The organism is Shewanella sp. UCD-KL12 (assembly GCF_001957125.1).
Classification (GTDB): Bacteria; Pseudomonadota; Gammaproteobacteria; order Enterobacterales; family Shewanellaceae; genus Shewanella.
Map to the genome: position 1 here is coordinate 39704 of NZ_MPHJ01000018.1, position 19327 is coordinate 59030.

At 43.5% G+C, this 19327-nt stretch carries 16 protein-coding genes; 3 read left to right on the top strand and 13 right to left on the bottom strand.

What is annotated here, in order from left to right; translation table 11 throughout:
* Positions 1–232: 232 nt before the first annotated feature.
* Both BM736_RS21385 and BM736_RS21390 read left to right on the top strand, forming a co-directional pair.
* On the top strand, positions 233–3235 hold the full coding sequence (locus BM736_RS21385) for a TonB-dependent receptor (RefSeq protein ID WP_076415987.1): 3003 nt from the start codon (positions 233–235) through the stop codon (positions 3233–3235).
* Between the two features lie 490 nt (positions 3236–3725).
* The gene (locus BM736_RS21390; protein ID WP_076415989.1) at positions 3726–6416 is read left to right on the top strand and encodes a TonB-dependent receptor domain-containing protein; all 2691 of its coding nucleotides are present in this window, start codon (positions 3726–3728) and stop codon (positions 6414–6416) included.
* Between the two features lie 72 nt (positions 6417–6488).
* Here the strand turns inward: BM736_RS21390 and BM736_RS21395 are convergent, their stop codons facing one another.
* From BM736_RS21395 to rraA, 13 genes are all read right to left on the bottom strand, one after another.
* Complete coding sequence (locus tag BM736_RS21395; protein WP_076415991.1) at positions 6489–7025, bottom strand: thioredoxin family protein; 537 nt, start codon at positions 7023–7025, stop codon at positions 6489–6491.
* Positions 7026–7347: 322 nt separating this feature from the next.
* A complete protein-coding gene (hemB, locus tag BM736_RS21400) occupies positions 7348–8364 on the bottom strand; it encodes a porphobilinogen synthase (RefSeq protein WP_076415993.1) in 1017 nt (338 codons plus the stop codon).
* An 80-nt stretch (positions 8365–8444) separates the two neighbouring features.
* The gene (locus BM736_RS21405) at positions 8445–10316 is read right to left on the bottom strand and encodes a diguanylate cyclase (protein ID WP_076415995.1); all 1872 of its coding nucleotides are present in this window, start codon (positions 10314–10316) and stop codon (positions 8445–8447) included.
* Positions 10303–11139, bottom strand: a complete 837-nt coding sequence (locus tag BM736_RS21410; RefSeq protein ID WP_076415998.1) for a TatD family hydrolase — start codon at positions 11137–11139, stop codon at positions 10303–10305. Before BM736_RS21410 ends, BM736_RS21405 begins: the two co-directional genes overlap by 14 nt.
* On the bottom strand, positions 11139–11693 hold the full coding sequence (locus tag BM736_RS21415) for a hypothetical protein (protein WP_076416000.1): 555 nt from the start codon (positions 11691–11693) through the stop codon (positions 11139–11141). The genes BM736_RS21410 and BM736_RS21415 overlap by 1 nt, the downstream gene beginning before the upstream one ends.
* Positions 11694–11750: 57 nt before the next feature.
* Positions 11751–12521, bottom strand: a complete 771-nt coding sequence (gene tatC / locus BM736_RS21420) for a twin-arginine translocase subunit TatC (RefSeq protein WP_076416003.1) — start codon at positions 12519–12521, stop codon at positions 11751–11753.
* Positions 12522–12524: 3 nt separating this feature from the next.
* Positions 12525–12923: a Sec-independent protein translocase protein TatB gene (gene tatB / locus BM736_RS21425; RefSeq protein WP_076416005.1), complete on the bottom strand. Its 399-nt coding sequence runs from the start codon at positions 12921–12923 to the stop codon at positions 12525–12527.
* Between the two features lie 6 nt (positions 12924–12929).
* Positions 12930–13169, bottom strand: a complete 240-nt coding sequence (gene tatA, locus BM736_RS21430) for a twin-arginine translocase TatA/TatE family subunit (protein WP_076416008.1) — start codon at positions 13167–13169, stop codon at positions 12930–12932.
* Positions 13170–13232: 63 nt separating this feature from the next.
* Positions 13233–14882 (bottom strand): ubiquinone biosynthesis regulatory protein kinase UbiB, encoded by a 1650-nt coding sequence (gene ubiB, locus BM736_RS21435; protein WP_076416011.1) that lies wholly within the window; start codon positions 14880–14882, stop codon positions 13233–13235.
* A complete protein-coding gene (locus BM736_RS21440; protein WP_076416014.1) occupies positions 14879–15502 on the bottom strand; it encodes an SCP2 domain-containing protein in 624 nt (207 codons plus the stop codon). The genes ubiB and BM736_RS21440 overlap by 4 nt, the downstream gene beginning before the upstream one ends.
* Before the next feature lie 63 nt (positions 15503–15565).
* Positions 15566–16321, bottom strand: coding sequence for a bifunctional demethylmenaquinone methyltransferase/2-methoxy-6-polyprenyl-1,4-benzoquinol methylase UbiE (ubiE, locus tag BM736_RS21445; protein ID WP_076416017.1), 756 nt, complete (start codon positions 16319–16321; stop codon positions 15566–15568).
* 636 nt (positions 16322–16957) lie between these two features.
* Positions 16958–18001 (bottom strand): formimidoylglutamase, encoded by a 1044-nt coding sequence (locus BM736_RS21450; protein WP_076416020.1) that lies wholly within the window; start codon positions 17999–18001, stop codon positions 16958–16960.
* 169 nt (positions 18002–18170) lie between these two features.
* Positions 18171–18656 (bottom strand): ribonuclease E activity regulator RraA, encoded by a 486-nt coding sequence (gene rraA, locus BM736_RS21455; RefSeq protein WP_076416023.1) that lies wholly within the window; start codon positions 18654–18656, stop codon positions 18171–18173.
* A 335-nt stretch (positions 18657–18991) separates the two neighbouring features.
* Between rraA and BM736_RS21460 the strand changes: the two genes are divergently transcribed.
* Positions 18992–19240, top strand: a complete 249-nt coding sequence (locus BM736_RS21460; protein WP_076416026.1) for a YgjV family protein — start codon at positions 18992–18994, stop codon at positions 19238–19240.
* Positions 19241–19327 lie beyond the last annotated feature (87 nt).

A 19327-nucleotide genomic window follows, 5' to 3' on the forward strand; every position in this document is an offset into this window, starting at 1 on the left:
ATTTGTTAAATCTATTAACAACTTCTGTTTGCTAAAAAGTAATTCTCCTTGATCTATGACTAGTGAATGCCTGTAGAAGGCTCGTTTAATGGGGTTTCTTTGTATATTGAACATTGTATAAAATATGTAGATCATGTTACAGTTTTGTTGCGCTTGGATGTTCTGTACCCAAACTAACTAATAATATTTTTGCTAAGCGCGTATTCAGAGAAGGTTTAAGGGAGAATAAATTATGTCTGGAAGTAACGCGCTTACGCGATTTACACCAAGAAGAACGCTGGCAGCAATCGCTGTTGGTTCAGTGTTGATGATGTCAGCTCCAGCAGCTATGGCTGCCGATACTAGTATCGTCAAGGGCCATATTGTTAATGCTGACGGCGGCACAGTTTCAAATGCGACCATTACGTTAAAGCACAAAACTAAAGGTCTGGTATATACTGTAGATACTAACGATAAGGGCGACTATTTTTTACGTAATGTGCCTGTTGGTGATTATGATGTCAGTATTACTAAAGATGGCTTTACCAAGACTCAAGAGTCAGGCGTAAGGGTTAGTATTGGTCAGCCCGTTATTTTAGACGGACAACTCACAGCTGTTGGTAGCGATAATGTAGAGCGCATCGCAGTGACAGGTAGCATGATCCGCCGCGTTGATATGGGTTCATCTACTTCTGGCGTGACCTTCAGTCAAGATGAGCTAAACACTATGCCTGTAGATTCAGGCTTCGAAAACATTGCACTACTAGCTCCTGGTACATCAGCTCCTGGTGGTGAAAGCTTTAATGGCGCATCGAGTTTTGGTGGTTCATCATCGGCAGAGAATGCTTATTACCTGAACGGCCTAAATATTACCAATATTAGAACCGGTCTTGGCTCTCTAAGCTTGCCTTGGGAAGCGATTGCGCAGACTCAAGTTAAGACTGGTGCAATTACGCCAGAATTTGGTAGCGCTATTGGCGGGGTCGTCAATGCTGTATCTAAGTCGGGTGATAATGAATTTCATTTTGGGGTTGAAGGGCGCTGGGATCCAGCCTCGATGAGATCTTCACAAGACTCTATCTACCAAGCCGATGGCACCATAGATACTAACACTCAACGAACCACAGAAGATTTTAAGCAAGCCAGAATTTGGGCAAGCGGTGCAATCATTGAAGATAAGCTGTTCTATTATGGTTTATATGAGCCAAGCCAAAATGATTTCGAGTGGGCAACTCAAACCGTTTATAAAGAGAAAGAGCGAGAGTCAAACCGTTGGTTTGCCAAGTTAGATTGGTATATGACCGAAGATCACTCTATCGGTTTCATGGCGATGAACAATAAGCGTACTTGGACTACAACGACTTATGCTTATGACTGGGAAACTAATGAAATTGGCGATCAACAAGGCGTTGCTGCACCGGGTGAAGATGGTGGTGAGCTCTACAGCATAAACTATAACGGCTATATTACCGATGACTTCTCTGTATCTGCTGTAGTAGGTCGAGTAGAAGAGAATGTTGAGAACCGTGTGGCATCAACTAACCCAGGTGTATGGGATGAAAGAAATGGCTCATTTGTTACCTTGAGTCAACATACCAACTCAACTGTTGTTGAGCAGCATTATGTACGCGATCAGGCTCGTATCGATTTCAACTGGGATTTAGAAGATCATGCAATCAGCTTTGGTGTTGATTATAGCAGTGTAGCGGTTGACTACTCAGAAGATCAAAATGGTATTGGCGAAGCGCAAGGCTGGTGGACAATTGCAACTGCTGGTGAGAACGATATCTCTGGCGCTGCAGAAGGTGAAGATTATATCGAACGTCGCCGCCGTTCTACCTTTGCTAAGGATGATTCAGAAGTAAGCTCAATAGCTTATTACATTAATGACTCATGGCAGGCAACGGACAATCTAGTCATTAATGCGGGTGTTAGAGTTAATAGCTATGAAAATACAGTATCTGATGGCCGAGCTTATGTTGATTTAGATAACCAAATCGCACCAAGATTCCAGGCTATCTACGATATTCATGGTGATGGCACTTCAAAAATATTCGCTACATATGGACGCTACTTTCAGCCTGTTTCAGTCAACATGAATATCAAGCAGGGTGGCTCACAGCGTGAAGTATTTGACTATTATGAGCTTGATCAGCTTGATAGTGATGGCCATCCTATTATTACTGCCGATGGTTCTCCAAGCCGTGGCGTCAATATTCGCGATACGCGTGTGAGACAGCAAGGTATTACTGAGCCTGGCTTAATCGCGTCATCTTCACTCGATTCTATGTTCTCGGATGAAGTCACAGTCGGTTATCAGCAGGAAGTGTTCGACACTATGTCTGCTGGTGCGCGCGTTATCTGGCGTGACCTAGGTCGTGGTATTGAAGATACTGATGTAGGGCCTGTACTGAGTAAGAAGTTAGAAGAGCTTGGTATTGAGGATAACGTTGGTCAGGGGTCTTATTATGTGCTCCATAATCCAGGCGAAGCGGTAAACTTAAGCTATGATTTTGATGGCGATGGTCAAGTAGATAATGTGACACTTTCACCTGAAGAGATGGCACTTGATGCTATGCAGCGTCATTACTTAGCACTTGAGCTAACCCTTGATGGCAATGTCACCGATGACTTCCGTATTAACTCATCTTACACGTTATCTCATAACTGGGGTAATACTGAGGGACTGGTTAAAACAGATAATGACCAGGCCGATCCAGGTTGGACAACATCTTATGATTATGGCGACTTGATGGATCATGGTTATGGTGATCTACCTAACGATCATACTCATGTCTTTAAGTTTAATGGTAGCTACGATATTACCGAAGAGTTGATTCTTGGTTTTGTAACTAGCATCAGTTCTGGCCGCCCACAAAATGAGTTCTCTGTTCACCCTGATGGTGTAGATAGTTGTGCTCCTGGTAATCCATGGGATGCGTGTATCAGTCGTTACTATGGCCATGCTAGCCATTATGATGAGAATGGCGACCCGTCACCTCGTGGTACTGCAGGTACATTACCTTGGGTCACTAAGTTAGATTTGTCATTAATGTACCGTACAGAGCTATTTAATGGTGATTTCAGCATTAAAGGAACGGTTTATAACGTGTTCAACTCTGACACTGCAACAAACATCAATGAAGAACGTACTGCCTATGGTGAGGATGGCTTAATGCTTAACCCGAACTATGGTATGACAACTGAGCGTCAAGAGGAGCGTTACTTCTCTTTAGTTGCTCGTTATGAGTTCTAATACCAATATGGACAAATAATTTTATTATGATTAAAAGGCCGCATTAGCGGCCTTTTTTAATATCCGTTTTGTTACATTTCAGCTTACCTACAAGCTAATATTCCATTTAAATATATTTAGATACTTTTTATACTAATTGCATTTCTAGTGACTATTTTTCTTTTTATCTTAAGTGCTACGTGCGCTAAACCCTACCTTGCTGCTTATATCTTCTCGCGCTACATCACACAAGGACTAGTGCTTTTAGCCGATGCACTCTTTTTGCCGATCTCTTTTTTGCCCTAGCTAATAAGCCCTCTGCCGTCTTGCATAAATACTCTAATAATCAGCATAAAGCCTGGTTGGTGGTGGCAATAATATATTGCATACAAAATAAAGTATGTGATACATATGTTGTCGCCATGTTTTGTTGTTGTTTTCTTTTTGGTGTCGCCATCAAGGTTAACTGAGCATAGGACCTATAAAAAATATATTCTTGGGAGATGGAAGTATGAAATTTAATAACCTTGCTAAGCTGGTGAGCTTAGCCTGTGGTGGTGTCGTAGCACTATCAGCACCTGTCTATGCGATAGAGGGCGATGAAGAGACTGTTGAACGTATTGAAGTGACGGGCTCACGCCTTAAACGTGTCGATATGGAAGGGGCAAGCCCAGTCACTACGATCACTGCAGAAGATATGGCGACTGCTGGTTTCTCCACTGTAGGTGATGCGTTAAGAGCATCTACATTGAACTCATTTGGTTCATACGGCGGCACATCAAACAACAGCTGGTCATCTCAAGCAACGATTCAACTTAAAGGTGCTGATGCAAGTCATACCTTGACACTACTTGATGGCAAGCGTATGGCTAAATCGCCTGTACTTGGTGGTGGTGCAACCAACATCAACACAATTCCTACAGCTGCCGTTGAGCGCATCGAGATACTGTCTGATGGTGCTTCTGCGATTTATGGTACAGATGCAATTGCTGGTGTAATTAACATCATTTTGAAGAAAGATTTTGAAGGCGTTGAAGTAAAAGTTCGCGCTGAAGAGCCTGATGCAGAAGGTGGCGGAGATAACCACTCAGCGTCATTAACTGGTGGTCTTAGCTCTGATATGGGCAACTTGATGTTCACTATTGAGCACTTTAGAAAGTCAGGTATTACTTTTGGTGAGCGTCCATATACAGCTGCACACGTTAAAGATGGTCAAGATCCAAATGATTTCAGAAGCTGGATCGGTCTAAGTCAAACAGGTCGTACAATCGATATGGGGCCAAATGGTGGCTGGGAGTATCAAACTCCATTTACTAATGCCGATTTAAACTGCTCTGACGTTTATGGCGAGAACTTTACTGGACCTCTAAATGACAGCAAGTATGCTGGCGAGACGTCTTGTGCTTATGATTACACTAAGGCTGCATATAATGATGTTGATCAAGAGCGTACATCTACGCTGCTTAACTACTCATACAATATCAGTGATGATATTGAGCTAACTGCACGTGCATATTGGGCGTCAAATACCACAACTGATGTGTCAGCGCCAATTCCTGGTTACATCTCGTTCCCACAGGCGATGCCAGCTTACACAACTGCTGAAGGTCTAGATCTTCGTGCAGTGCCTGAGGGCGGCGCCATGCTTTACCGTTTCGATACTTCTGGTAACCGTGTACGTGAAAGTACCGATAATATTTATGATTTCTTAGTGGGCCTAGACGGCACAACAGATAGCTTCGATTGGAATGCCTCTGTGTCATACAACAAGTATGATGTATTCAAATGGGGAACGGGCTATCAACTTAAAGGTGCAACAACCGACCTAGTGGGTGCATGGGATGATGATAGTAATTCATTTGAAGGTTGGGATCCTCGCGATCCAAATTCAGAGATGCCGGGTGGTGCGACAGCAAACTCAGATGCTCGCCTAACAAGCAGTGCTTTAGAGATTGATGGTGGCCTTAGCTTCGAACTGTTTGAACTCGCTGGTGGTGCAACTGGTCTATATGTTGGTGCATCATATCGTGAAGAAGAGCTAGACTCGCAGGTTGATGCACTTGATGAAGCGGGTTTGATTGCTGGTGGTAGCGGCGGCGCTGGCGGCAGTGGGGAGCGTGATGTCAAAGCGGTCTTCATGGAGATGGCTTTTCCAGTACTTGATAATCTAGAGGTTAACCTTGCTGCGCGTTATGATGACTACTCTGATTTTGGTGGCACATTCAACCCACAAGTTTCTGTGCGCTATAACGTATTAGAGCCGCTATTACTTCGTGCATCATGGGGAACAGGCTTTAGAGCACCGACGTTAGAAGATCTGAACCAATCTACAAGTGTTGGCTATAACGATGTAACTAACTACCTGAAATGCTATGAAGATGGCTTAGGGATCGATGGCTGTGATATCGAAGACAATGTGCCTGTTTCAATTGGTCGCAATGAAAACTTGGGTCCAGAAGAGTCTGAGAGCTATAACTTAGGAGTTGTATGGGATATTACCGACAACTTCAACATGTCAGTTGATTACTGGTCACTTGAGACTGAAGGGCTGATTAGTTCATTAAATGATAGTGAGATCACCCGTACTCAAGCTGAGTTATGGAAAGCTGCGGATGCTGCAGGCGAGCCTCGTCCAGATGTAAGCACTGTTTACCCTGGCACATCAGTATCTCAAAATGGTGCTGGCAAGCTTACTGCGATGGATAATGTTATGCAAAACATTGGTCTGAGTGAGCGTCAAGGTGTTGATACCAAGTTTGCCTCTACCTTTGAAACTGAAGTGGGTGACTTTAAGCTAGGTCTTGCATGGTCTCACTACTTAAAGTACACAGATTCAATGCCTGTAGGTGGTGTACAGACAGTCTCACGTAACTGGAGTGGTACAGAGGATTATCCAGATGATCGTGTTAACTTTACCGCTAACTACTTAGTGGGCGATCATAGTTTGTTCTATCAGGCAGATTATATCGATCATCAATCAACCACAGATGAGAATGATGATGGCAGCAGCTATCAGATTGATTCTGTTATCTATCACACGTTAAGTTACTCATACACTATGCCTTGGAACAATACGATTTCGGCAGGTATCAATAACTTGACTGATGAAGACCCAAGGTTTGATGCTGGTGGTGATTATGAGAGCAGCATTTACGACATTATCGGTCGTTCATACTGGGTATCATTTAGCCAAGCATTCTAAGTAGCTAGATTAAATAACCAGACACAAAAAAGGCACTCATTGAGTGCCTTTTCTTTTTGCGTACAAGCTAAGTTATTTTAGAATTTTAGCCAGATCAACTTCTAATGAAACCTCTGGACGCTCAATAATTCGGCCTATCTCTTCGCCTTTTTGTTTAACGATAAAGGTCGGAATACGGGTGAATTCATATTGTGCCGCTAACCCTTCAGAATCGGCTTTTTGACGGTCAACACCAATATAAGTTACTGTGATATTTGGATTGTTGATCTCTTCAATTATACGAATGAACCGTGGGGTTTCACGGTGACAATCAGGACACCAAGTACCTATGATCACTATGATCTCTGTTGGTTCTTTCAAAGACTTCAGTGGTGTTATCGCAGCAGTATCAACCTGATACTCTTTATAACCCTCTGTAAAATCATCTAGCTCAGTCACTAAGGTTTGAGCTTCTACCGCACCAGTTAAAATCACTTCCTGTTTCTCCTCGCTGCAGGTGGCAATAAAGCCATCTTGCTTTTCATCGAATGCACAGCCGTTGTCAGCTATTGATTGGCAGCTAAAAAAGAGGGCTGTAGTGGCAAGTAATGCCTTAACGCTATTGTTCATGATGATACCTCAGGCTCAGGGATGTTGACTAGTGCTGCTGTATAGTAGCAATACCTGTATTTAATCACTTCGTTCAAAAGGGGAAAAGCTGCACAGCTGATAAAGCTAGGTTAGATCACTATCTATTTGTAGGATTACTTGTATGGGTCACATATTGCCTAGGAGAGCAGTTGTTAAATAAACCTCTCATTAACGCAGAGGTCATTATTAACCATAGTTTTAGCAAGTGATTCTTTTTGCAACAGCGAGTATTTACATGACAAGTTTGTAGGCATAAAAAAACCGCAACAGGTGCGGTCTTTTATCGGCAAAGGTGAGCAGACTATTTAGCCTGATCTTCTTTAAGCCACTGAGCTGCACGTTTAGCAAAGTAAGTAAGTACGCCGTTAGCCCCCGCTCGCTTAAAGCAAAGTAGAGACTCCATAACGATCGCCTTTTCGGCTAACCAGCCATTTTCAATAGCAGCCATATGCATCGCATATTCACCACTCACTTGATAGGCAAAAGTTGGGACTGCAAGTTCAGTTTTAACTCGTGTAACGATATCTAGGTAAGGCATGCCCGGCTTAACCATGACCATGTCAGCGCCTTCTTGAATATCGAGTGCAACTTCATGTAGTGCTTCATCGCTGTTTGCTGGATCCATCTGGTAGCTATGTTTATTGCCACCTTTAAGGTTGCCAGCAGATCCGACAGCATCACGAAATGGACCATAGTAGTTGGACGAGTACTTCGCAGAATAAGCCATGATCTGGGTATTAACGTGACCTGCTTCTTCTAACGCTTGGCGAATTGCGCCAATACGACCATCCATCATATCTGAAGGTGCGACGATATCTGCACCAGCTTCTGCATGAGATAGGGCTTGTTTTACTAGAATTTCAGTGGTGATATCGTTAAGGATATAGCCATCTTCATCGATGATGCCATCTTGACCATGGGTCGTAAACGGATCAAGCGCTACATCTGTCATCACACCTAGCTCTGGGAATGCTTCTTTCAGGGCACGTACAGCACGTTGAGCTAATGCATCTGCATTGTAAGCTTCTTCTGCTAATAAGGTTTTCTTTTCAGATGGCGTCACAGGGAAAAGTGCGACAAGCGGAATACCAAGCTCGACAAGCTCTTCAGCTTCTTTTAAAAGTAGGTCGATGGAGTAGCGCTCTACACCCGGCATAGATGCCACTTTCTCGGTGCGATTATTCCCTTCAAGTACGAACATAGGGTAGATTAAATCGTTAACAGAGAGTGTATTTTCAGCCATTAATCTACGGCTGAAATCATGCTTACGCATGCGGCGCATTCTACGCTGAGGGAAAGCACTAGTAATTATATTCACATTCAACTCCTAACATTGTACTCAGAAAATCATTTCGGCTAATAAGACTTAGCATTCTGAGTGTGTTTGACTCGTAAAATCTATTCAGGTTCCGGTGTGTAAACCGTAACCCGATTTCTACCATCGTTTTTGGCTCGGTAAAGTGCTTTATCTGCTTGTTCTAGTAACTGTGTTGGATGTTGCTCACTGTTTATTACTTCAGCGCTGACACCGATACTGATCGTCAATGGGATAGAGTGATCTTCCCAGCTGATAGGCAGCTCAAAAATTGCCTGACGAATAAGCTCTGCAACTTGTACCGCACCCTCTTCGTTTGTATTGGGCAGTATAATAGCAAACTCTTCCCCCCCAAAACGTGATACCAGATCCGCTGGCCGTTTTAATTTTTCTTTTAATGTCTGCGCGATTAGCCTTAATGTCTGATCGCCTGCAAGATGGCCATAGTTATCATTGATTGACTTAAAGCGATCAATATCTAACATTAATATCGCCATGGGGGTTTGCTGGCGGCGGCTCAGCCTCCCCTCTGCCAATAAGCGTTTATCAAATGCGGCTCTATTCTTGACGCCAGTTAAACTGTCTATGGTAGCTTGTTCAGTGAGTTTCTGATTGGCCTCATTGAGCTCTCTAAGTGCTATCTCGAGCTCTAGTGTGCGCTCTTGTACCATCTGCTCAAGCTTCTCATTACTCTCGGCTTCAATTTTAAGGGCCTCTTCACGTGTCTCTCGCACCCTTTGTGCCTGCAATGCTGCTTCTTGTTGGATCTTTAGTTTTGCTTTGCGCTCATCGTTATAGCGAATAGCGAGAACCGCTGCCATAAAGATAATTTCAAATAACAATCCGAGCATTAGCGGAGTTAAGTGGGAAACTGGGAGCTCAAGTAAACCTAAGTACATGGCGCTGGTAATAAATGAGCCAATTAACATGCCACTCCAAGCTAAGGTGTACAGTTTGGCCAGCTTATGACCCTTTAGCGCTTGAATCATGGCCATAGCCATCAATACTAATGTGACTGCCAGTACCGTGATAATGTTGATATAAATGGCAAGAGAGTAGTTTAAAAACGGAGTCACGATAGCGAGGAGTAAAGCAAAGCTAGCACTATAGCGACAAATTCTGAGCATGCGTAAATTATGATATTTAAGCTGGAGTACCTTCTCGGTAAATAGCAGCGCAAAGAAAATGGCCATAGGAACCAAGAAAGGGATCATATATTTTTGCAAAAGTGGCCATTCAGGCCATATGAACCTAAAAGCAAAGCCATGTAAGGTTGCAACAAGTATCGTGACCGACAATACATAGCCAGAGTAGTAGCTATAGCTAAAAGAGCGAGAGCTTATGGCAATAAATAAGCTGAATAAGCCTATTGCTGTCAGTGCTCCTAGCTGGAAACCATTAGTTAGTGAGCTTGCTTCAATGTCTTTTGCAAAGGCATTGGGTGACGTTAAGCTTAATGGCAAAGAGGCGCTACCTTCAGTCTCAATTTTGATATAGAAGGTATTTAATATATCGGGCTCGAGCTGAAAGGGATAAAGAAAATGGTTATTAATGATTGGTCTTTCAGTAAAGGGGAGGCTATCTCCCATGATGACCTGCTTGGTGGCTTGTCCCTTGACCACATGATAAAGGGAGGCGAGATCAATATGGGGATTTGCCAGTGACAGAATGCGATCAATTGGCGTATGGCTCGTATTATAGATACTGAACTTTACCCAGAAAGGCGTTATACCTATTCGATTATTAAACGTTGGGGTTAAACGTTGCCACTGATTAGCGCCAAGGCGTTGAACAGAGCCAATGGTGTCATGTGCGTCAGCGGGAGCGTAATACAACCATTGAGCGAGCGCTAAGCTGCCTTCATCATCTTTGCTAATGGCCAGTAAGGTCTCTGAGCTGGCATTTGAACAAAACAGCAAAGATAGGCAAAAAAATAGCAGGCTAAGATACTTCATCTGCGCCTTCTTTTTCGCAAGTCTTATTGAGTTGCTGCAGCCCAAAAAAATCAACACTATTTTGATAAGCTTGTTGAGCGAATACCTCTTTCGGTTGTTCCCTCAGGTTAGCGATATATTCAGCAATATAGGGAAGATATTGCGGCTCATTTTTACTCGACTTGGGCTTAGGCCTCATGCTACGAGGGAGAAGATAGGGGCTATCTGTCTCTATTAGAATGCGATTATCAGGAATGTCAGGGACAAGGGCCGCGAGTTCAAGGCCTCGGCGTTCATCGCAAACCCAGCCTGTTATCCCAAGATGAAGGTCTATATCCAGATAAGCCTCCATGCTCTGCCTGTCACCAGTGAAGCAGTGGAGTAGGGCACCAGGAAGCTCGCTGCGATACTCTTTTAAAATAGCTAAAAAGTCTTGGTGAGCATCTCGCTCGTGCATCAACACCGGCATCTGCATCTCTACAGCCAGTGCAAGCTGTTCAGCAAAAGCCTGCCTCTGCATCGGCCTTGGTGAAAAGTCTCGGTTGTAATCTAGGCCACACTCGCCAATGGCAACCACTTGAGGGGAAAGTGCCAGTGCGCTTATCTGCTTTGCACTATCACCTTGCCACTCACTAGCATGATGTGGGTGGACACCCGCAGTGCAATATAGTTGCTGTGGGTAGTCTAGGCACAGTTTCACCGCTTGAGCACTTTCATTAATCTCACTGCCAATAACAATAAGCGGCGATACCCTTTGGGCCGCCGCTCGTTGAATGACATCAGATATATTTTTCTCAAGGGCGCTGCCAATGAGATTGACAGCGATATCTATGTACTCTGGCATTACTTTAGGCGTTTAACCTTAATGGTGGAGTTCTTCTCTTTTACTCCTAAGTAAAATGCACCAAAAGCACCTTTTTCAATATACACAGTTTGTCCTGACGCTAGCTTAAATCGCTTGCTATCACTCTGTTTCCATACTTGACCATTAGTGAAGTATATTTTTAGAGCCCCATATGCATCTTTCTTAATTGAATCAACGTCTAAAAAGATTTTATTAATCTCTTTGTCAGCTGCTTCTTTGTCTTTTTTTATGCTGGCACTGCCAAATTCATTTTCAATATTGGCGGGGAGCGTGGTGGGTGTAACAGAAGTTGCTTGAGTCTCAGTGACTGCTGCAACGCTAGTTGCTGTAACAGCGGTTGCTGCTACAGAACTAGTCGATTGAGCACTACTGGCTTTGGGCGCGCTTTTTACGCTTGCTGCTAATGAGTCATAACAGATCAAACGATCTAACTTATCCGCTTTTGCACTACACTCTGCTAGGCTCTGTTCTAGACCTGCACTTGCTTGTGTAGATACAAGTATTGCTGCTGCGGTAATCCAACTAATGCGCATTAATATTTTCCCTTATGATATTTGAGCGCGCCATGTTTAACTAATTAGCTGTTCTGCTTATTTAGCTTCCTGGCCAGGTTCATCCTGTTTTTCTTGCTCATCGTCTTCTTCATCATCCTTTTTACTGTAGAAACGAGCAGCAATCAATCCCCCTTCAAATAATATCAACATAGGTACTGCTAACATTGTCTGTGAGATGATGTCTGGAGGTGTAAGCATCATACCAATAACGAATGCGCCAACAACGATATAGGGACGCTTTGCCTTTAACTCTTCAGGCGTAGTAACACCAGCCCAGCAGAGTAAAACAACAGCAATAGGGATCTCAAAGGCTAAACCAAAAGCAAAAAATAGCTTGAGGATAAAGCTGAGATAGCTACTAATGTCTGTTGCGACTTCAACACCCTCTGGTGCCACACTGGTAAAGAATCCAAATACTACAGGAAACACAACGTAGTAAGTAAATGCGATACCGAGGTAGAATAGGAATGTACTACTAGCAAGCAGTGGCATCATCAAGCGCTTTTCGTGCTTGTAAAGACCTGGGGCAATAAAAGACCAAACCTGATAAAGCACGTAAGGGATAGCAATGAAAAATGCTAGCACCAAGGTGAGCTTAAATGGCGCGAAGAACGGAGCCGCCACATCGGTTGCAATCATGCTGCTACTTTCTGGTAGAGCTTGCATCAAGGGCGTAGCCATATAATGGTAAATATCATTTGACCAATAGGCTAGACAGGCAAAAACCAAAAGAACACTACCAACTGCATGGAGCAAGCGGGTGCGAAGTTCAAGTAGATGACTAATTAGGGGCTGCTGTTGCGACATGGACTACCCGTTAGGTTTTTCTGAATTTGCGCTAGTCTCAGTTGCTACAGTCTTTGAAGGTGTGGTTTCCGAAGGCGTGTTTGCACTGGCCGAAGGAGTATCTTCTACCTGATAGGGACGATTAACTGATTGAGCTGCATCTTTTAATTGATCGATAGAATCCTGTAACTCTGGAGAAAGATTCTTTAAACCCTGACTTTCAGCCTTTTTCAGATCTGAATGCAGTTGCTCAATTTTAAGCTCCTGCTCGAGTTCATCTTTCACTGAGTTCGCCATGTTTTTCATGGCGCGGATCCAACCTGTAATTGAGCGTACCGCTGTCGGAAGTCTTTCAGGGCCGAGTACTACCAGCCCTAAAATACCGATCAACAACAGCTCCATAAAGCCGATACCGTCGAACATAAGGAATTACGCCTGTTCTTTGTCCTTAGACTCTGGCTTCTTTTCAGTTGCCGCTGCAGAAGTTTTAGCTACATCAGAGCTATTCTCTTCTAGTGCTTTCTTTTCATCTTCGCTAGACATGGCGTTCTTAAAGCCTTTTACAGCACCGCCTAAATCACCACCAAGTGAACGCAACTTCTTTGTTCCAAATAATAAGATCACGATGACTGCGATGATCAGAAGTTGCCAAATACCCATGTTACCCATGACGATTACCTCATAAAAATATATGTATGGTTCTATTATGAACCTATGGTTAATTAGTGCTAGCTAAAATTTACGATTCTTTGGTCTAGATCGCCATCCTACCAGCCAGAGAACTGCGCCGATGGCGATGCAGCCATAAGAGGGCCATAGTGTAGCGTTTTGATTAAACAAAATAGTGCCACAGATCACTAAAACTGCCGAAGTGAGCAAAAGATAGTTACTTTTATGGGCTTTTTGTTGCTGTTTTAAGTAGCGCTCGAGCATCTGATTCTGGGATTTAACAAAATTCTTGCCCATTTTCAGATTGTCATACACCAGTTCTGGTAGCTCAGGCAGCTTGTCAGCCCAGTACGGCATCTCTTTTTTGATTTTTTTAGCCATGCCCTTGGGGCCAACCTGTTCTGACATCCACTCTTCAAGGAAAGGTTTGGCGGTCTTCCACAGATCGAGTTGTGGGTACAGTTGACGCCCCAATCCCTCAATATAGAGTAAGGTTTTTTCTAAAAGTACCAGTTGCGGTTGCACGACCATATCAAAACGCCTTGCCGTTCTAAAGAGCTCAAGTAGCACATGGCCGAAAGATATCTCATCAAGTGGCTTGTTGAACATAGGCTCACAGACGACTTTAACTGCTTGTTCAAAGGCACCGATATCTGTGTCTGGAGATACCCAGCCTGATTCAATATAGAGCTGAGCGATACGGCGGTAATCACGGTTGAAGAAAGCGAGGAAGTTTTCGGCTAAATAGCGTTTATCTTCTTCAGTGAGCGTGCCCATAATGCCGCAGTCTAGCCCTATATAGTAAGGGTCGTCAGGATGTTCGCGACTGACAAAAATATTGCCTGGGTGCATATCTGCATGGAAGAAGTTATCTCTAAATACTTGGGTGAAGAATAGCTCAACACCTCGTTCAGCGAGTACTTTAAGGTTGGTGCCTTGGGCCTTCAAAGCAGCCATATCAGACACTGGAATACCGTCGATACGCTCCATAACAATCAAGCGAGTAAAGCAGAGGTCTTCATACATATAAGGAATGTAGAGTGAACCTGAATCTAAAAAGTTATTTCTAAGCTTTATTGCGTTGAGCGCTTCGAGTTTGAGGTTCAACTCACCTTCGATTGTGGTGCGGTAATCCTCGATGACTTCAGCTGGACGAAGTCTGTTGCCATGGCCTAATAATGTTTCTAAGAAGGCTGCAGCTTGGGACATTAATTGAATATCTGCGTGAACCTGACTTTCAACATCTGGGCGTAGTACTTTTAGTACAATAGCTTCGCCATTAGATTTGAGTGTGGCGGTATGCACTTGTGAGATAGAGGCCGATGCTAAAGGAACATCGTCAAAATCATCAAAATAGGTATCGATGGTCGTGCCAAGCTCAGCTTCAATCATCTGGCGAGCGAGTGCTGAATCGAAGGGCGGAACCCTATCTTGCAGCATGGCTAACTCTTCAGCCCACTCATCACTGAGTAGATCGCGTCTGGTCGAAAGCATCTGACCAAACTTGATATAAACTGGGCCAAGTTCCTGCATCGCAAGCTTTAATCGCTCGCCGCCGACTTTATCTTTGTGCTTATTTCTTATCCAGAAAAAGCAGCATCTAAGCAGTTGGAAGTACCAGGGAGTCATTTTTGAGGGAATTAACTCGTCGAGCCCATAGTTTAGGGTGATCTTAATGACCTGATAAGCTCTTCTGATACTGGTTGCCGTCATGTTTTAGTGCTAACCCTGTTTAATAGTTGATGGATCCGATTCTCTATGGCATCAACATCTGCCACTAGCTCTTCGATTCTATCACTTAAATAGATAAATTCGATTTTGTGAGGGGCTAACTTGTACTCTTCGGTGGTTAATTGACCTATATGTGAGCTGCTTTTGCTCAATACTTTAGTAATGTCTGCTTTAGCCTGTTTAACCCCTTGAGATAAGAGCTGAGTAGGGGCATCGCCAATATAGTTTGATAATGGCTCGGCGAAATCAAACTCTAGGTGCTGCAGATAATGACTAAAGGTTTGCAAGACGTTGAGATCGCCTTCAATACTCAGTTTATCTTGTTTGATGAGCTCTGTGAGGTTCGCCCCTTCGGTGAGTTGGTAAAGGGTTGTTATATCGGCATTGACCTTAGTGGTTACGTCGCCATCATACTTACCAAGCACTTGAATTTCACGCGCAAAAACGAGATATAGAGGCCAGCTTAGCTGGCTCAATTGAATGCAGAGCACCTTTCCGTGGAGGGTACGTAATTTGGCATACTCCTCGGGAGACTGAGAGACTGCTTTACTTAAGGCTGTCTCTAACCCTGCGCTGAGTAGTAATGCCATTTCACGTTTCATAAGTAATCCAATAACTTAATCAGTACCGTTTATTGTGTAATTCGATCTTACAGCAAAACAGCGTTAAAACTTATAACCTTTATGCAGCGCAACAACGCCGTCTGTCATGTTGGTATATTCAACTTGTTCGAAACCAGCCGTCTGCATCATGCCCTTCAGTGTTTCTTGGTCTGGGTGCATACGGATTGATTCAGCAAGGTATTCGTAGCTGTCAGCGTCTTGAGTGATCAGTGCGCCCATTTTTGGCATCACTTTGAAGCTATAGAGATCATAAATCTTGCGCATCACTTCATGCTTTGGTTTTGAAAACTCAAGTACCAGTAACTTTCCACCAGGCTTAAGCACGCGAAGCATTGAACTGATCGCAGCATCTTTATCGGTTACATTACGTAAGCCGAAAGCGATAGTGATGATATCGAAGTGGTTATCTGGAAATGGCAGTGCTTCAGCATTAGCTTGCACATAGTTCACATTGCCTACAATGCCTTTATCTCTTAGCTTTTCACGGCCAACTTTTAACATTGAATCATTGATATCAGCCAGAGTAACTTGGCCTCTATCACCGACAAGGTGAGAGAATTTAGCCGTAAGGTCGCCTGTACCGCCTGCTAGGTCTAACACTTTCATGCCTGGACGTGCGCCAGCACTTTCGATAGTGAAACGTTTCCACATGCGGTGGATACCAAAGGACATGACATCATTCATAATGTCGTATTTGGCTGCAACAGAATGAAATACACCAGCGACCATATCAGCCTTCTGCTCTGTTTCAACTGTTTTATAACCGAAATGGGTACTGTTTTCTGTGCCCTGTGACATCTCTATAATCCTATCTCTGCAATCGTTACGAGCGAGTGTAAGCCATTCATTCAAGTTGCAGAATCTTTCATCAAGCACATTGTGATCGATGTTAGTTATCTGGACTTGGAATTGTTGAAAATGCGTGTTAGCGCAGGCTTTCGCAAATTTGACTGCGCATTACATCACAATATTAGCCATTGGTGAATAGTCGCCAAGAAATATAACTTATCCAGTGTGCTTCGAAGATGCGCAGGCTTTTACATAATTTACCTTCACAGGACGTTAGCCAATGGTGAATAGTGGTAGGGAAATATAACTTATCGAGTGTGCTTCGAAGATGCGCAGGCTTTTACATAATTTACCTTCACGGGACGTTAGCCAATGGTGAATAGTGGTAGGGAAATAAAACTTATCCAGTGTACTTCGAAGATGCGCAGGCTTTTACATAATTTACTCTCACAAGCATTAGCCATTGGTGAATAGTCGCCAAGAAATATAACTTATCGAGTGTCTTTCGAAGATGCGCAGGCGCATACATGATTTACCTTCACAGGGCGTTAGCCAATGGTGAATAGTGGCAGGGAAATATAGGCTCTAGGTATTAGAACCTAAAACCTAAAACCTAAAACCTTCTAACACCCAAGCCTAAAATCTCTATCCTATCTGCTGTGCCTGCATTCGCCCTTGTATATAGGCATAAATGAGCTCGCTGATGCTTTGGCCTGTTTCTCTATAGCCTGCGTTAGTGCCTGCAACGTGGCAGCTTGGTGCAGCCTCCGCTAAGTGAAGGTAGGCACAAGGAGTGTTGCTAGCGACTGAATGTACGTAATGTAAGGCGTCGAGCAAGGGAATACCGGCTGCGGTGGATGCGCTGCTTGGCATGTTGGTGATTGAATCGAGATCTAATTCAAGCGCAACGGGCAATTGGCTGTCATTGAGCTTAGTGGTGATATCACTGAGTACATCGGATAGACTCATCTCACGGCGTATCCAGATCGATTGCAATGTGTGCCAATGGCCACCAAAAGCCGTTAATTGCTCCAATGTCTCTTCACTGTTTTTTAGCTCATGCATGCCAAGCACATGGTAATAACCCAAAGCGCCACTGGCTGCGGCATAGCTAAACCCATTACCGCTATGACGACCTTCGCGTGGTCGAAAGTCTGAGTGTGGGTCTAAGTTAACCGCTGCTACTTTCTTGCTATGAACTTGCTTGACCGACATCAATAAACCGTAGGCGTTGTTATGCCCGCCACCAATTACAATTGGCTCAAGCCCTGCCTTAATCACTTGGCTAGCGATTTCAATGACACGTGTATCGAGCAATTCAACATTTGCGCGTAACTCTTCAGTACTGGCACTTTCTGCAAGTTGCAGATCTGAGGTTTTTATCTGCCCAAGGACTATGCATTCTTTACCATTGAAAAATCGGTTCGACTGAAGGTTTAAAAATTGTGACATGGCAGATTCGAATGCGTCAGTTGCACCGCCGCGACCAAGATTGGCTCTGGGGCCAATATCTTCCCCTATGCCTATAATTGCAAATCTGGCTTGAGCACTTTTTGCAGATTGAAGCGCATCGGAAAGGTGCGCGTTACTGCTATTTAAAAGTACTGTTTGCGCGAGCTTAGTTTCACCGTCTCGTGTAGCGATAAGCTGCTGGCAATCTTCAGCGGTAAAAGGGGTGAGAAACTGCATAGTGATTCGATTCTTATTTTATGATGCTTTGAGACATTGTGGCTTAATCTGGGAGTGAATGGCAATGACTGATAAAAAGTCGCAGTGAGCTGAAAAATGAAAAAGATGACGCTGAGGTCATCTTTCTATGGTTATTGTTGAAGCTAAGCTTATCGCTCTAACGCCCAGCTTAATCGATATCTAAAGGCTCTGGCGAAAGGATAATACCTGTATTGTCAGCATAAACATGATCTAGCGGTAGGAAGGTAACACCGCCAAAGTTGACAGGAATTTCTAATTCACCAATTGAATTACTATCAGCACCAACAGGAATTGAAGCTAAAGCTTGGATACCGATATCTAGATCTTCTAATGCGTCTACGTCTCTGACTGAACCATAAACGATGATCCCTTCCCATTTATTATCAACGGCGACTTGAGCAATTGAGGAATCAAGAAGTGCGCGTCTAAGCGAACCACCGCCATCAATGAGAAGGACTCTACCTTCGCCATCTTGCTGGAGGGCTTCTGCAATCAGGCCATTATCTTCGAAGCATTTGATAGTACTAATTGAGCCACCAAAAGAGCTACAACCACCATAATTGCTAAACATCGGCTCGACGACATCGACGACATCGATGTAATTATCGCAAAGTTCAGATGTGTTGTATTCCATAGTCATACTCCTAAGATCGATATTGTGCAGGGCATAGATGCACAAAAAATTGAGATAACGCCAGTATATAAGGGATTAATAAAAAGAAAAGTGTTATCAATCACGCAATTGTAGATAAATAGCCTGATAACTATTTTGTAGTAAATTTTCTAGTTCTGCTGATTAATTCATCGTGAAATATGATGTGGGTCATTAAATGACGTATTTTTATTACATGTTGTTCGTAAGTTTGTTAGCATATACGCAGATTTGATTAACTTAACTTTAACTTTGCTTTAGGGGCACGGACCCCCCAATTAGCTTATGGATGGCAGAGGGCCTGAAAAAGGTGCCTTATGGAAGCTTCAAACACGATTGAACTGATTGGTTATTCTGCATCAATAATGGTAGCAATATCACTAATGATGAAAGATATCACTTGGCTTAGATGTCTAAACTTTACAGGGTGTACGCTATTTGTCATTTATGGGGTCTACATTTCAGCTTGGCCTGTTGCTGGCATGAATGCATTTGTAGCTTGTATCAACATCTATCATCTGATCAAAATATACCGAACTAAATCTCAGCAGCCCGTAACTGCATAATTTGCCGTTTACCCCTGCTGATTGATACTTAATATCGAATGATATTAGGTGGACTGAGTGTCATAAAAGCTTAGACAGCTTGTCACT